The following is a 13,495-nucleotide window of genomic DNA, read 5'->3' as shown; positions in this document are numbered from 1 at the left end:
CGGATGGCTCTCTTTCTTGTCGTTCTTGTTCTTCGCGGGCATCAAGCCTGGGCCTATGGTCCGCCTTTTTTCAGGGTTCGAACAGCGTCGCTGCGCTTCGCACTTGACGATCGTTAACATCTTAACTTATAAAGTTAACACATTAACAAAATCACCGACCCGGCAGCCGCTGTCAGGTCACCGCCAGGAGAAAAGCATGAGCCGTGCCCTGCACGACGTTGCCAACGGCACCCTGTTCGGCGTAGCGCTGAACTACCAGGGCTTGCTGGAGCAACGCCTCGCCGAATTTGCCCAAGCGCCCTATCAGCAGCCGCCGGTCAAACCGGTGCTGTTCATCAAGACCCCCAACACCCGCAACAGCCATGACGGTGCGGTGGTCTATCCGGCGGGCATCGAGCGCCTGCAACCGGGGCCGGCGCTGGGCGTGGTGATCGGTAAATCCGCCAGCCGGGTCAGCCAGGCCGACGCTCTGGCGCATGTGGCCGGTTACGTGATCGTCAATGAATTCAGCCTGCCGGAAGACAGCTATTACCGCCCTGCCGTCAAAGCCAAATGCCGTGACGGCTTCTGCGCACTGGGCCCTGAACTGGTGCCCGCCGATCAGGTTCAAGACCCCGGTCAGTTGCCCCTCAAGCTGTTCGTCAACGATGAACTGCGCCAAGAGAACACCACGGCCAACTGGGTGCGCAATGTTCAGCAACTGATTGCTGAAATCAGTGAATTCATGACCCTGCACGAAGGCGATGTGCTGATCACCGGCACTCCCGAAGGCCGCGTCGACGTGGTCCCCGGCGACCGCGTGACGGTCGAGATCACCGGCCTCGGCCGCTTGAGCAACAGCATCGTCGCCGAGGAGTCGCGCCCATGAAACACGCCCGCATTGGTTTTGAAGGCCAGGTGCATGCCGTCACCGTCGAAGCCGGCGATGCCGGAGCGTTGGCCGTACGCCTGGCCGATGGCCGACTGATTGCCGAGGACCAGGTGCAGTGGCTGCCTCCGGCCACCGGCAACATGTTTGCCTTAGGGCTTAACTACGCCGATCACGCCGCGGAACTGGCCTTCGCGCCGCCGACCGAGCCGCTGGCCTTCGTCAAATCGCCCGGCACCTACACCGGCCACAACCAGGTCACCTGGCGCCCGGACAACGTCAGGTACATGCACTACGAGTGCGAGCTGGTGGCGGTGATCGGCAAGGTCGCGCGTAACGTCAAGCGTGAGGACGCGCTTGAGTACCTGGCCGGCTACACGGTGTGCAACGACTACGCCATCCGTGACTACCTCGAGAACTACTACCGGCCCAACCTGCGGGTGAAAAACCGCGACGCGACCACGCCGGTCGGCCCGTTCATCGTCGATGTCAGCGATGTGCCGGACACCTCCGACCTGAAGCTGCGCACCTGGATCAACGGTGAGCTGAAACAGGAAGGCAGCACCAAAGACATGATTTTCGACATCCCCTTCCTGATCGAATACCTGTCCGGCTTCATGACCCTGCAACCGGGCGACATGATCGCCACCGGTACGCCCGAAGGCCTGGCCGATGTGGTGCCAGGCGATGAAGTGGTGGTGGAAGTCGAAGGCGTGGGCCGTCTGGTCAACCGTATTGTCAGCGAAGCGGAGTTCTTCGCCCTGCAAACCCAACAACAAGAGGCGTGAACCGCATGATCAAGCACTGGATCAATGGCCGTGAGGTCGAAAGCAAAGACGTGTTCGTCAACTACAACCCGGCCACCGGTGAAGCCATTGGCGAAGTCGCCAGCGGCGGCGCCGAAGAAGTGGCCCAGGCGGTTGCAGCGGCCAAGGAGGCGTTCCCGAAATGGGCCAACACCCCGGCCAAGGAACGCGCACGCTTGATGCGCAAGCTCGGCGAACTGATCGACCAGAACGTGCCGCACCTGGCCGAGCTGGAGACGCTGGACACCGGCCTGCCGATTCACCAGACCAAGAACGTGCTGATCCCGCGTGCCTCGCACAACTTCGATTTCTTCGCTGAAGTCTGCACACGCATGGACGGCCACAGCTACCCGGTCGACGACCAGATGCTCAACTACACCCTGTACCAGCCGGTGGGCGTGTGTGGTCTGGTGTCGCCGTGGAACGTGCCGTTCATGACCGCCACCTGGAAGACCGCGCCATGCCTGGCGCTGGGCAACACGGCGGTGCTGAAGATGTCCGAGCTGTCGCCGCTGACTGCCAACGAGCTGGGCCGCCTTGCGGTCGAGGCCGGTATTCCCAATGGTGTGCTCAACGTGATTCAGGGCTACGGCGCCACCGCCGGCGACGCGCTGGTTCGCCACCCCGATGTGCGCGCCATTTCGTTCACCGGCGGCACCGCCACCGGCAAGAAGATCATGCAGACCGCCGGCCTTAAAAAGTACTCGATGGAACTGGGCGGCAAGTCACCGGTACTGATCTTTGAAGACGCCGACCTTGAGCGCGCGCTGGACGCCGCACTGTTCACCATCTTCTCGCTGAACGGTGAGCGCTGCACCGCTGGCAGCCGGATCTTCATTCAGGAAAGCGTGTACCCGCAATTCGTTGCCGAATTCGCTGCCCGCGCCAAACGCCTGATTGTCGGTGACCCGCAGGACCCGAAAACTCAAGTAGGCTCGATGATCACCCAGGCCCACTACGACAAGGTCACCGGCTACATCAGGATCGGCCTGGAAGAAGGCGCGACCCTGCTGGCCGGCGGTCTGGAACGTCCGGCCAATTTGCCGGCGCACCTGGCTCGCGGGCAGTTCATCCAGCCCACCGTGTTCGCCGATGTGAACAACAAGATGCGCATCGCCCAGGAAGAAATCTTTGGCCCGGTGGTCTGCCTGATCCCGTTCAAGGACGAAGCCGAAGCGCTGCAACTGGCCAACGACACCGAATACGGACTGGCTTCCTACATCTGGACCCAGGACATCGGCAAGGCCCACCGCCTGGCCTACGGCATCGAAGCGGGCATGGTGTTCATCAACAGCCAGAACGTACGCGACCTGCGCCAGCCGTTCGGCGGCGTCAAAGGCTCTGGCACCGGTCGCGAAGGTGGCCAGTACAGCTTCGAGGTGTTTGCCGAGATCAAGAACGTGTGTATATCCATGGGCAGCCACCACATCCCGCGTTGGGGGATCTAAAACTGGCCTGGCCTGCGGACACCGACCTGTGTAGGAGCGCGCTTGCCCGCGACCGGCTGCGTAGCAGTCGTAAATTTGTGGCGTTTAATCAATTTCTGCGAGCGCTACGCACTCGGTCGCGGGCAAGCGCGCTCCTACAGGGGGGGCGTTAATAAGAACAATCGGAGAAGCACCATGGGCAAACTCGCTTTAGCTGCCAAGATCACTCACGTTCCGTCGATGTACCTGTCTGAATTGCCAGGCCCGCGCCAGGGCTTTCGTCAGGCGGCCATCGACGGCCATTACGAGATCAGTCGGCGTTGCCGCGAACTGGGCGTGGACACCATTGTGGTGTTCGACACTCACTGGCTGGTCAATGCCAATTACCACGTGCTGTGCGGCCCGCATTACAAGGGCGTGTACACCAGCAACGAGCTGCCGCATTTCATCAGCAACATGGAGTACGAGTTTCCGGGCAACAAGGAGCTGGGCCTGTTGCTGGCCGAAGAGTGCAACCGTTTCAATGTCGAGACCATGGCCCACCACGCCACCACCCTCGGTCCGGAATACGGCACGCTGGTGCCGATGCGCTACATGAACCAGGACCAGCACTTCAAGGTGATTTCGGTCTCGGCGCTGTGTACTTCGCACTACCTCAACGACAGCGCGCGCCTGGGCTGGGCGATGCGCAAGGCGGTCGAGGATCACTACGACGGCACGGTGGCGTTTCTGGCCAGCGGCTCGCTGACCCACCGTTTTGCCCAGAACGGCCAGGCGCCGGACTTCTCGACCAAGGTCTGGAGCCCGTTCCTGGAGACCCTCGATCACCGTGTAGTGAAGATGTGGGAGAACGCCGAGTGGCCGGAGTTCTGCGGCATGCTGCCCGAATACGCCGCCAAGGGTCACGGTGAAGGCTTCATGCATGACACCGCGATGCTGCTCGGCGCGCTGGGCTGGTCGAACTACGACGGCAACGTCGAAGTGCTCACGCCCTACTTCGGCTCCTCGGGCACCGGGCAGATAAACGCCCTGTTCCCGGTGACCCCGCAGGACGGCTCGGCCATCCCGGCAGCACAGGCCGCCAACCCGGCAGCCGTGGTTTCTACCAGTCGGTTGTAATGGCAGTCGGCTGTAATGGCAGCCGATTGTAATGGCAGCCGGTTGTAAAACCACCTTATGGAGACCACCACCATGCCTCATCTGGTACTGCTCTACACCCAGGACCTGGAACGCGACGCCGACATGACCGGCCTGTGCCGTGCGCTGGCCGACGCCATGCTGGAACAGCGTGACGACAGCGGCAAGGCCGTGTTTCCCACCGGCGGCACCCGCGTGCTGGCCTACCCCGCCGCCCACAGCGCGGTGGCCGACGGCAAAGGTGACTACGGATTCATTTACGCCAACCTGCGCATGGCCGCAGGCCGCAGTGCGGCGGTACACAAGACGGTGGGCGACAGCCTGCTGGCGGTACTGAAAACGCATCTGGACCCGATCGTGCAGCAACGCCCGCTGGGCATCACCTTGCAGATCGACGAAAGCGGCGGTCAGGTCTACGACGGTAAACACAGCAGCCTGCATCCGCTGTTCAACAAGAACACCTGAACCCGGCGGCTCCTGTGTTATGCCCCAATCGCGTGTTGGAATACACGTAGGACCGACTTCAGTCGGGAATCGCAGCGATACCGTTCCCGGCTAAAGCCGGTCCTGCGACGCGGTGTAACACATAACGCAGACGTAGCTTTTCCCTGTGCAGTTTCACCCATAAAAAGTACAAGATCATGCGCACTGTTCTCCCTGTCTCGACACTCGACACGCCTCGTGCCGTCAGCGATTCAACCCACCGCACCGTGACCTGGCGGCTGATGCCGTTGCTGCTGGTGTGTTACCTGTTCGCCCATCTGGACCGCATCAACATCGGCTTTGCCAAGATGCAGATGAGCACCGACCTGCACTTCAGCGATACGGTTTATGGCCTGGGTGCCGGGCTGTTTTTCGTCGCTTATGCGCTGTTCGGCGTGCCGAGCAACCTGGCCCTGGACCGCATCGGGCCACGGCGCTGGATTGCCACGCTGATGGTGGTCTGGGGCGTGATGTCCACCGGCATGCTGCTGGTCGAAAGCGCCAGTGGTTTCTACACCCTGCGCTTTCTGCTGGGGGTCGCCGAGGCGGGTTTCTTCCCCGGCATTCTGGTGTACCTGAACCGCTGGTACCCGGCCGGGCGCCGGGCACAGATCACCGCGCTGTTCGCCATTGCCGTGCCGATGGCCGGCGTGATCGGCGGGCCGTTGTCCGGGATGATTCTGGAGGGCCTCAACAATGCCGGCGGCCTGCGCGGCTGGCAGTGGATGTTTCTGCTTGAAGGCTCGCCGGTGGTGCTGCTCGGCCTGCTGGTCTGGCGCGTGCTGCCGGAGCGCTTCGAGCAAGTGAACTGGCTGAGCGACGAACAGAAAGCCCGTCTGGGCGAGGAACTGCACGCCGAAGAGCAGCGCAAGACCATCACCTCGTTCGCCGGCATTCTGCGCGACGGCCATGTCTGGCTGCTGGTGGCGGTCTACTTTGCGGTGATGCTCGCGGTCAACACATTAGCGTTCTGGATGCCGACCCTGATCCACGGCGCCGGCATCGCCCGCGACAGCATGGTCGGCTTGCTCAGCGCCATTCCGTACCTGGCCGGGGTATTTTTCATGCTCGCCTGCGGCCGCTCTTCGGACCGTCATCGCGAACGCCGCTGGCACCTGTGCGTGCCGCTGTTGATGTGCGCCTTCGGCATTGCCGCCGCCGGCATCGCGCCGGGTAACGGCCTTGCGGTGCTGGCCGCGCTGATCATCGCCGGCATGGGCGCCAGCGCTGCCTTGCCGATGTTCTGGCAACTGCCGCCGGCGTTCCTGTCGAGCGGTACTCAAGCAGCCGGCATCGGCCTGATCAGCTCGTTCGGCAGCATCGCCTCGTTTCTCGCGCCCTACCTGATCGGCTGGATGCGCGACACCACCCACAGCGCCAGCCTGGCCCTTTATGTGCTGGCCCTGCTGATCGCCCTGGGCGGCCTGCTGGTCATGCGCACCCCCGCCGCCATCGTCAATCCGCAATAAGGAACGCCTCCGATGCTCGATAAAAACCTCATCCAGCAAGCCGCCGAACGGCTCGACCAGGCCGAACGCTCCCGCGAGCAGGTGGGCCAGTTTTCCTTGCAATACCCCGACATCACCATCGACGACGCCTACGCCATCCAGCGCGCCTGGGTCGAGCGCAAGATCCGTGACGGGCGCAAGCTGGTCGGCCACAAGATCGGCCTGACCTCACGCGCCATGCAGGTGTCCTCCAACATTACCGAACCCGATTACGGCGCCCTGCTCGACGACATGTTCTTCGACGAAGGCACCGATATCCCGTTCAACCGCTTCATCGTGCCGCGCGTTGAAGTGGAGCTGGCGTTTATCCTCGGCAAGCCGCTCAAGGGCCCGAACGTGACGATCTTCGATGTGCTGGACGCCACCGAATGGGTGGTGCCGGCGCTGGAAATCATCGATGCGCGTATCCAGCAGGTCGACCCGCAGACCCAGGTCACCCGCAAGGTGTTCGACACCATCTCCGACAACGCCGCGAATGCCGGCGTGGTCATGGGCGGCCGCCCGGTACGCGCCAACGACATCGACCTGCGCCGGGTGCCTGCGGTGCTGTACCGCAACGGCGTGATCGAAGAGTCCGGCGTCTCCGCTGCCGTACTCAACCACCCGGCCAAGGGCGTGGCGTGGCTGGCGAACAAACTGGCGCCGTACGACGTCACCCTTGAAGCCGGGCAGATCATCCTCGGCGGCTCGTTCACCCGCCCGGTGGCGGCCAACCCCGGCGACACCTTCCACGTCGACTACGACCAGCTCGGCAGCATCGCCTGTCGGTTTATTTGAATCACCTCCCCCGGTAGGAGCGCGCTTGCCCGCGACCGGCTGCGTTAGCAGTCGTAAATGTGTGGCGTTTCCGAGATTTTGCGAGCGCTAGCGCACTCCGTCGCGGGCAAGCGCGCTCCTACGGGGGGGTTATATTTCAGGAGTGAACAATGGATATGCCCATCAATACTTTCAAACAACGCCTGATATCCGGCCCGGCGCAGATCGGGTTGTGGCTGGGTCTGGCCGATCCGTATTGTGCGGAGCTTGCCGCCAATGCCGGGTTCGACTGGCTGTTGATCGACGGCGAGCATGCGCCCAATGATCTGCGCGGCCTGCTGGGCCAGTTGCAGGCGGTGGCGCCGTATGCGAGCCAGGCGGTGATTCGTCCGGTGATCGGTGATACCGCGCTGATCAAGCAGATTCTCGACATCGGTACCCAGACGCTGCTGGTGCCGATGGTCGAAAGCGCCGGGCAGGCGCGTGAGCTGGTGCGTGCCATCCACTACCCGCCCAGCGGCGTGCGCGGGGTCGGCAGCGCGCTGGCGCGGGCTTCGCGCTGGAACACCATTCCCGGCTATCTCGATAAAGCCGATGAGCAGATGTGCCTGCTGGTGCAGATCGAAAACCTCGAAGGCCTGGCCAATCTGGACGCCATCGTGGCGGTGGACGGCGTGGATGGCGTATTCATCGGACCGGCCGACCTGAGCGCTGCGATGGGCCATCGCGGTAACCCCGGTCACCCCGAAGTGCAGGCCGCGATTGAAGACGCGATTGTGCGCATCGGCAAGGCCGGCAAGGCGGCGGGCATATTAAGCGCCGACCAGAAACTGGCGCGGCGCTATATCGAGCTGGGCGCAAAATTCGTGGCGGTCGGTGTCGACACCACGGTGCTGATGCGCGGCCTGCAAACGCTGGCCGCAACCTTCAAGGACGCTCCGGCACCGACCCGTGATGGCGGGGTTTATTGATCAATGCCCGCCCTGTGCCGCCGGGCCCGCCTTGGCGGTAAACGGTGGTTTGGCCAGCCATACCAGCAGGATCAGCCCCATGAACAGCCAGGCCAGCATGTAGAAATAATCCACCGTCGACATCATGTAGGCCTGGCTGTTGAGGGTCTGTTCCAGCCGCGCATAGGCCTGCGGGCTGGCACCGCCCAGGCTGTCGAGGGTCTGGCGGGTGACCGGATCGAAGGTGCTGATGTGCTCGCTCAAGTACGCATGGTGCTGATCGGCACGGCGAATCCAGATCCAGGTGGTCAGTGACGCCGCAAAGCTGCCGCCCAGCGTGCGCAGGAAGGTCGCCAGGCCCGAGCCGTCGGCGATCTGTTGCGGCGGCAGGTCCGACAGCAGGATGGTCAGGGTCGGCATGAAGAACAGCGCCACGCCAATGCCCATGAACATCTGCACCAGCGCCACATGGGCAAAGTCGACTTCGCTGTTGAAGCCGGAGCGCATGAAGCACGACAGGCCCATCGCCAGAAATGCCAGCCCGGCCAGCAGGCGCAGGTCGAAACGGTGCGCGTATTTACCCACGAACGGCGACATCAAGACCGGCAGGATACCGATCGGCGCCACGGCCAGGCCTGCCCAGGTCGCGGTGTAGCCCATCTGTGTCTGCAGCCATTGCGGCAGGATCAGGTTGATGCCGAAGAACCCGGCATAGCCACACACCAGCACGATCGTGCCGATACGGAAGTTGCGGTAGGCGAACAGCCGCAGGTTGACGATCGGATGGCGATCGGTCATTTCCCAGATCACGAACACCGCCAGCGCGACCACCGAAATCAACGTGCCAAAGACGATGAAGTCCGACTCGAACCAGTCCATGTCGTTGCCCTTGTCGAGCACCACCTGCAAGGCGCCGACGCCGATGATCAGGGTCAACAGGCCGATATAGTCCATCGGCTGGCGACTGGTGTTCACCGGTCGCTTGGCCATTTGCGTCTTGACCACAAAAGCGGCAAACAGGCCAATCGGGATATTGATGAAGAAGATCCACGGCCAGCTGTAACTGTCAGTGATCCAGCCGCCGAGAATCGGCCCTGCAATGGGCGCCACCACCGTGACCATCGCCAGTAGCGCCAGCGCCATGCCGCGCTTGGCCGGTGGATAAATGGCGATCAGCAAGGTCTGGCTCATCGGGTACAAGGGCCCGGCGACCACGCCTTGCAGCACCCTGAAACCGACCAGCTCCGGCATCGACTGCGAGATGCCGCACAAAAACGAAGCCAGCACGAACAGCAGCGTGGCCCAGATGAACAGCTTGACCTCACCGAAGCGCCGGCTCAGCCAGCCGGTCAGCGGCAAGGCGATGGCGTTGCTCACCGCGAACGAGGTGATGACCCAGGTGCCCTGCTCGGAACTCACGCCCAGGTTGCCGGAAATGGTCGGCAAGGCCACGTTGGCGATGGTGGTGTCGAGCACCTGCATGAAGGTCGCCAGCGACAGGCCGATGGTGCACATCAGCAGGCTCGGCGGCGTGAATGAAGCGGGAGCGTTCTGGCTCATCAGCGCAGCGCCGCCGTCTTGCCGCCAGCGGCGCTGTTTTCGTGAATCAGCCGGGCGATCACCGCATCGGCCTCGGCCAGTTGCTCGTCATACACCGAGGTGCTGAAGCTTGCCTGTTTGGGCGGTTGCTGGGCCAGTACCGGGCCGCTCTGGTCGTGCAGGTCGACATCGACGGTGGTCGACAGGCCGATGCGCAGCGGGTGGCTGGCCAGTTCGTCACGGTTGATATGAACGCGCACCGGTACGCGCTGGACGATCTTGATCCAGTTGCCGGTGGCGTTCTGTGCCGGCAGCAAGGCAAACGCGCTGCCGGTGCCGGCGCCGAGGCTGTCGATGGTGCCGCTGTAGGTCACGTCACTGCCGTACAAGTCGGCGTGGATTTCCACCGGCTGGCCGATGCGCATCTTGCCCAGTTGGGTCTCCTTGAAGTTGGCATCGATCCACAGCTGGTCCAGCGGGATCACCGCCATGGTCGCGGTGCCCGGCTGCACGCGCTGGCCCAGTTGCACATTGCGCTTGGCCACATAACCGGTCACCGGCGCCACCAGCGTGGTGCGCGCGTTGGCCAGCCAGGCCTGACGCAGCTGTGCAGCGGCGGCCTTGACGTCAGGGTGCGAAGAAATTTCTGTGTCATCGACCAGCGCCACAGTGCTGGCCAGTTGTTGCTGAACGTTGTTCAGAGCGCTTTGCGCGCTGACCAGATCGTCCTTGGCGTGCGACAACTCCTCTTGCGAGATCGCCCCGCTGGCCGCCAGATTGCGCCGCCGCGTGTAGTTGTCCTGCGCCTTTTGCACGGCGGCGCGCTGGGACGCCAATTGCGCCTTCATGCCGTCGACATTGCTGTACAGGCCGCGCACCTGGCGCACGACCTTGCCCAGATTGGCCTCGGCACTTTGCAGGCCGACTTGCGCGTCGCTGGGGTCGAACTTGAGCAATACCTGGCCTTCGCGGACCAGATCGCCGTCATCGGCGGCAATGCTGATGACGGTGCCGGTGGTCAGCGGGGTGATTTCCACCACGTTGCCGTTCACGTAGGCGTCGTCGGTGCTTTCGCCCCAACGGCCATACAGTTCGTGCCAGGCCCAGGCGCCCAGGCCGCCGGCAATCACCAGCGCAGCCAGGCCCAGCAACAGGAATTTGCGCTTGCCGGAGCCCTGATCCCTGGCAGTGGTGGCGGATGAAGATTCGGGAGCGTCAGTGGCCATGGTGATTACCTTGTAGTCTGCGAAGCGGTTGGAGCCTGGGGTTTAGCATCAGGGGATCGATCGTCGACAAAACCGCCGCCCAGGGCCTGCATCAGGCGGATCGAGAGGTCGATGCGTTCGGCATTCAGGTCGGCCAGCTGGCGTTGCGATTGCAGCAGTTGCTGCTCGTTGCTCAGCACATCGAGGTAGTTGCCGATGCCGGCGCCATAGCGCTCGGTGGCGGTGTCGAACGAACGGCGGACAATGTCGGTGGCCTGTTGCCGGGCCTTGATCTGGCCGTCGATGTCACGCAACTGGCCGATGTCATCGCTGACCTGGCCCAGTGCTGCCACCAGGGTTTTGTTGTACTGCGCCACGGCCAGCTCGTAATCGGCGTCGCGCGCATCTAGATCGGCGCGCAGGCGACCGCCATCGAACAACGGCAACGACACCGTGGGACGAATATTGAAGAAGCGGCTGGCGTTGCCGAACAGTGCATCGCCCAGCAGCGACTCGGTGCCGGCCGCGGCGCTGAGATTGAGGTTGGGGTAAAAGCGCGTCTTGCTCGCCTCGATGCCCTTGCCGGCGGCTTCGACCCGCCAGCGCGCTGCCACCAGGTCCGGGCGACGGCCCAGCAGTTCGGCAGGCAACGACGACGGCAGCGCCGCCACGGCCGGCGTCAGCACATTAGGGCGGGTCAGGCTGATGCCGCGATCCGGTCCTTTGCCCAGCAGCACTGCCAAGGTGATTTGCGCACTGCGCAGGCGCTTGTCGGCGTCGAGCATGGCTTCCTGGGCGCCGGCTTCCAGACTCTGGGTCTGTTGATACTGGTACTGGCTGTCGATGCCGGAGCTCAGGCGCTTGTTGCCCAGGTCGAGCATTTTGCGCGTGCGTTGCAGGTCTTCAGCGGCCAGATCACGCACCACATGGGCCTGAGCGAGCTGGCTGTAGGCGCGTGCGACATCGGTGGCCAGCGTCAGGCGGGCGGCCTGACGGTCGACCTCGGCTGCGCGCGCCTGACCCAGTGCGGCTTCCCAATTGGCGCGCTGGCCGCCCCACAAGTCGAAGGTGTAACTGAAATTGAGCCCCAACGAGCGCAGCGTGCTGTAGCGCGCGCCCTGCCCCAACGGGTCTTGATCACGCGCCAGTCGGGATCGGGTCACGCTGGCGTTGGCGTCGACCTCGGGCATGCGCGAGGCGTCGGCGGCATAGGCGGCGGCCATGGCCTGGTGCGCACGGGCGCTGGCAACCTGCATGTCCGGGCTATCGTGCAAGGCCTCGGTAATCAACTGGTCGAGCTGCGCATCGCCCAGCCCTTTCCACCAGTCGTCCCGGGGCCAGGCCGCCGCCGACAACGGAATGTCGCGCAGGCTGGCGGCCGCTTGCAGGTGTTCGGCTTCGAGGCGCTGGCTCTCGGGCTGCAAGCCTTTGTAACTGGCGCAACCGGCCAGGCCCAGCGTGATGCCGAGCATGAGTGCGCTTAGACGCCTGTTCATTTGCCACCTACCGCTTTGAAGCTCAGGCGCGTCAGGGTGATGTGGTCATCGGCGGCCACCAGCACCTTGGTGAGAATACGTTGCAGGGTGTCGATTTCTTGCGCATCGAGAGCGGCAAAGGTGTCATTCATGGCATCGGCGCCGATGCTCGGCAACAGGTCGGCAATGGTCTGGCCCTTCTCGGTCAGCACCACTTTGACCTGGCGCCGGTCGGCGGCCGAGCGGCTGCGCACCACCAGACCCTTGAGTTCCAGGCGATCGAGCATGCGGGTCATCGAGCCGCTGTCCAGCGACAGGTGCCGGCACAGTTCAACCGGGGTGTCGGAGGAAAACTGGGCAATGATGATCAGCACCTTGAACTGGGCAAAGGTCAGGTCATAAGGCACCAGGTATTTATCCAGCATGCGGTCCTTGAGGGCGTTGGTGCGCCCGACCAGCAAGCCGATAAGGCTGGAATCGAAGTTGTCCGCCGAGAAATGTTTCAATTGATCACCGAAAAAGCTGCTTAGGCAGTTATTGCAAAATATTACTGCCTGAGCAGCTAATGTCAAAGCTTTCGTTAGCGTGCTTATTAATAGGGCATAAAAAAACGACCGGCGGCGAGGCGGTCGTTCTGGGTGAATCCGGGCGGCTTATGCCGCGATCGGCACGCCGCTGTGGAAGCGGAAATCCTCATCCGGGCTTTCGATCAGTTCGCGCTCGGCCTGACGAATTTCTTCGATCTTGGCATCGACATCAGCCTTCTCGCCGTAGGCATAGGCCAGCTTCAGGTAGTCCTGAAAATGCCGCGATTCGGACTTGAGCAGGCTGGCGTAGAACTTCGACAGTTCTTCGTCCAGGTGCGGCACCAAGGCGGCAAAGCGCTCGCACGAACGCGCCTCGACGATGGCGCCGACGATCAGCGCATCGGTCAGTCGATAAGGGTTGTGGTTACGCACCCGTTTGCGCAAAGCCCCGGCGTAGCGCGCCGAGCTGATGTTGGCCATGGGGATATGGCGCTTGCGGATCAGGCTGATGACCTGCTCGAAGTGGCGCAGTTCTTCACGCGCCAGACGCGACATCTTGGCCTGCAGATCGAACTTGTCGTTGTACTGGAACATGAACTGAAACGCCGCGCCGGCCGCCTTCTTTTCGTTGTTGGCGTGGTCGATCAGCAGGATATCCAGGTTACGCAGTGCCGCCTGCACCCAGGCGTCGGGGGTGCGGCACAGCAAGAAGGCTTCGATTTCAGGGATCGGGTACATAGGCTCACGAGGACGACTGGGCAAAGCGGCGCATTATACGAGCGGTGCGCACAGCGGGCGACACAAAAACGCTGAT

Annotated in this window: 13 protein-coding genes; 8 read left to right on the top strand and 5 right to left on the bottom strand. The window is 63.0% G+C overall.

The window, feature by feature from the left end:
- The first annotated feature begins 196 nt into the window (after nucleotides 1-196).
- The 8 genes from ACYAS9_RS05410 to hpaI all read left to right on the top strand — a co-directional run bounded on the left by ACYAS9_RS05410 (nucleotide 197) and on the right by hpaI (nucleotide 7,956).
- Nucleotides 197-868 (top strand): fumarylacetoacetate hydrolase family protein, encoded by a 672-nt coding sequence (locus ACYAS9_RS05410; RefSeq protein ID WP_463567296.1) that lies wholly within the window; start codon nucleotides 197-199, stop codon nucleotides 866-868.
- Nucleotides 865-1,656 (top strand): fumarylacetoacetate hydrolase family protein, encoded by a 792-nt coding sequence (locus tag ACYAS9_RS05405; protein ID WP_463567295.1) that lies wholly within the window; start codon nucleotides 865-867, stop codon nucleotides 1,654-1,656. The genes ACYAS9_RS05410 and ACYAS9_RS05405 overlap by 4 nt, the downstream gene beginning before the upstream one ends.
- Nucleotides 1,657-1,661: 5 nt before the next feature.
- Nucleotides 1,662-3,122, top strand: coding sequence for a 5-carboxymethyl-2-hydroxymuconate semialdehyde dehydrogenase (gene hpaE, locus ACYAS9_RS05400; RefSeq protein ID WP_463567294.1), 1,461 nt, complete (start codon nucleotides 1,662-1,664; stop codon nucleotides 3,120-3,122).
- A gap of 174 nt (nucleotides 3,123-3,296) precedes the next feature.
- The gene (gene hpaD, locus ACYAS9_RS05395) at nucleotides 3,297-4,220 is read left to right on the top strand and encodes a 3,4-dihydroxyphenylacetate 2,3-dioxygenase (protein WP_463567293.1); all 924 of its coding nucleotides are present in this window, start codon (nucleotides 3,297-3,299) and stop codon (nucleotides 4,218-4,220) included.
- A gap of 72 nt (nucleotides 4,221-4,292) precedes the next feature.
- A complete protein-coding gene (locus tag ACYAS9_RS05390; RefSeq protein WP_463567292.1) occupies nucleotides 4,293-4,703 on the top strand; it encodes a 5-carboxymethyl-2-hydroxymuconate isomerase in 411 nt (136 codons plus the stop codon).
- 176 nt (nucleotides 4,704-4,879) lie between these two features.
- The gene (locus ACYAS9_RS05385) at nucleotides 4,880-6,190 is read left to right on the top strand and encodes an MFS transporter (protein WP_463567291.1); all 1,311 of its coding nucleotides are present in this window, start codon (nucleotides 4,880-4,882) and stop codon (nucleotides 6,188-6,190) included.
- A gap of 12 nt (nucleotides 6,191-6,202) precedes the next feature.
- On the top strand, nucleotides 6,203-7,006 hold the full coding sequence (gene hpaH, locus ACYAS9_RS05380) for a 2-oxo-hept-4-ene-1,7-dioate hydratase (protein WP_463567290.1): 804 nt from the start codon (nucleotides 6,203-6,205) through the stop codon (nucleotides 7,004-7,006).
- A 149-nt stretch (nucleotides 7,007-7,155) separates the two neighbouring features.
- Nucleotides 7,156-7,956 (top strand): 4-hydroxy-2-oxoheptanedioate aldolase, encoded by an 801-nt coding sequence (gene hpaI / locus ACYAS9_RS05375; RefSeq protein WP_463567289.1) that lies wholly within the window; start codon nucleotides 7,156-7,158, stop codon nucleotides 7,954-7,956.
- Here the strand turns inward: hpaI and ACYAS9_RS05370 are convergent, their stop codons facing one another.
- The 5 genes from ACYAS9_RS05370 to ACYAS9_RS05350 form a co-directional block, all read right to left on the bottom strand.
- On the bottom strand, nucleotides 7,957-9,495 hold the full coding sequence (locus ACYAS9_RS05370; protein ID WP_463567288.1) for a DHA2 family efflux MFS transporter permease subunit: 1,539 nt from the start codon (nucleotides 9,493-9,495) through the stop codon (nucleotides 7,957-7,959). It abuts the gene before it with no gap.
- Nucleotides 9,495-10,700, bottom strand: coding sequence for an HlyD family secretion protein (locus ACYAS9_RS05365; RefSeq protein WP_463567287.1), 1,206 nt, complete (start codon nucleotides 10,698-10,700; stop codon nucleotides 9,495-9,497). Before ACYAS9_RS05365 ends, ACYAS9_RS05370 begins: the two co-directional genes overlap by 1 nt.
- A gap of 5 nt (nucleotides 10,701-10,705) precedes the next feature.
- Nucleotides 10,706-12,175 (bottom strand): efflux transporter outer membrane subunit, encoded by a 1,470-nt coding sequence (locus tag ACYAS9_RS05360; protein WP_463567286.1) that lies wholly within the window; start codon nucleotides 12,173-12,175, stop codon nucleotides 10,706-10,708.
- On the bottom strand, nucleotides 12,172-12,660 hold the full coding sequence (locus ACYAS9_RS05355) for a MarR family winged helix-turn-helix transcriptional regulator (RefSeq protein ID WP_463567285.1): 489 nt from the start codon (nucleotides 12,658-12,660) through the stop codon (nucleotides 12,172-12,174). Before ACYAS9_RS05355 ends, ACYAS9_RS05360 begins: the two co-directional genes overlap by 4 nt.
- Nucleotides 12,661-12,807: 147 nt before the next feature.
- On the bottom strand, nucleotides 12,808-13,419 hold the full coding sequence (locus ACYAS9_RS05350; RefSeq protein ID WP_463567284.1) for a MiaE family protein: 612 nt from the start codon (nucleotides 13,417-13,419) through the stop codon (nucleotides 12,808-12,810).
- Nucleotides 13,420-13,495: the final 76 nt, after the last annotated feature.

Source organism: Pseudomonas sp. HP_08, from assembly GCF_055284095.1.
This window is presented reverse-complemented; position numbering and strand designations above follow the sequence as displayed.

Coding starts and splice junctions, on each gene's coding strand:
- ACYAS9_RS05410 (WP_463567296.1), top strand. CDS start 197: ATGAGCCGTGCCCTGCACGACGTTGCCAACGGCACCCTGTTCGGCGTA.
- ACYAS9_RS05405 (WP_463567295.1), top strand. CDS start 865: ATGAAACACGCCCGCATTGGTTTTGAAGGCCAGGTGCATGCCGTCACC.
- hpaE (WP_463567294.1), top strand. CDS start 1,662: ATGATCAAGCACTGGATCAATGGCCGTGAGGTCGAAAGCAAAGACGTG.
- hpaD (WP_463567293.1), top strand. CDS start 3,297: ATGGGCAAACTCGCTTTAGCTGCCAAGATCACTCACGTTCCGTCGATG.
- ACYAS9_RS05390 (WP_463567292.1), top strand. CDS start 4,293: ATGCCTCATCTGGTACTGCTCTACACCCAGGACCTGGAACGCGACGCC.
- ACYAS9_RS05385 (WP_463567291.1), top strand. CDS start 4,880: ATGCGCACTGTTCTCCCTGTCTCGACACTCGACACGCCTCGTGCCGTC.
- hpaH (WP_463567290.1), top strand. CDS start 6,203: ATGCTCGATAAAAACCTCATCCAGCAAGCCGCCGAACGGCTCGACCAG.
- hpaI (WP_463567289.1), top strand. CDS start 7,156: ATGGATATGCCCATCAATACTTTCAAACAACGCCTGATATCCGGCCCG.
- ACYAS9_RS05370 (WP_463567288.1), bottom strand. CDS start 9,495: ATGAGCCAGAACGCTCCCGCTTCATTCACGCCGCCGAGCCTGCTGATG.
- ACYAS9_RS05365 (WP_463567287.1), bottom strand. CDS start 10,700: ATGGCCACTGACGCTCCCGAATCTTCATCCGCCACCACTGCCAGGGAT.
- ACYAS9_RS05360 (WP_463567286.1), bottom strand. CDS start 12,175: ATGAACAGGCGTCTAAGCGCACTCATGCTCGGCATCACGCTGGGCCTG.
- ACYAS9_RS05350 (WP_463567284.1), bottom strand. CDS start 13,419: ATGTACCCGATCCCTGAAATCGAAGCCTTCTTGCTGTGCCGCACCCCC.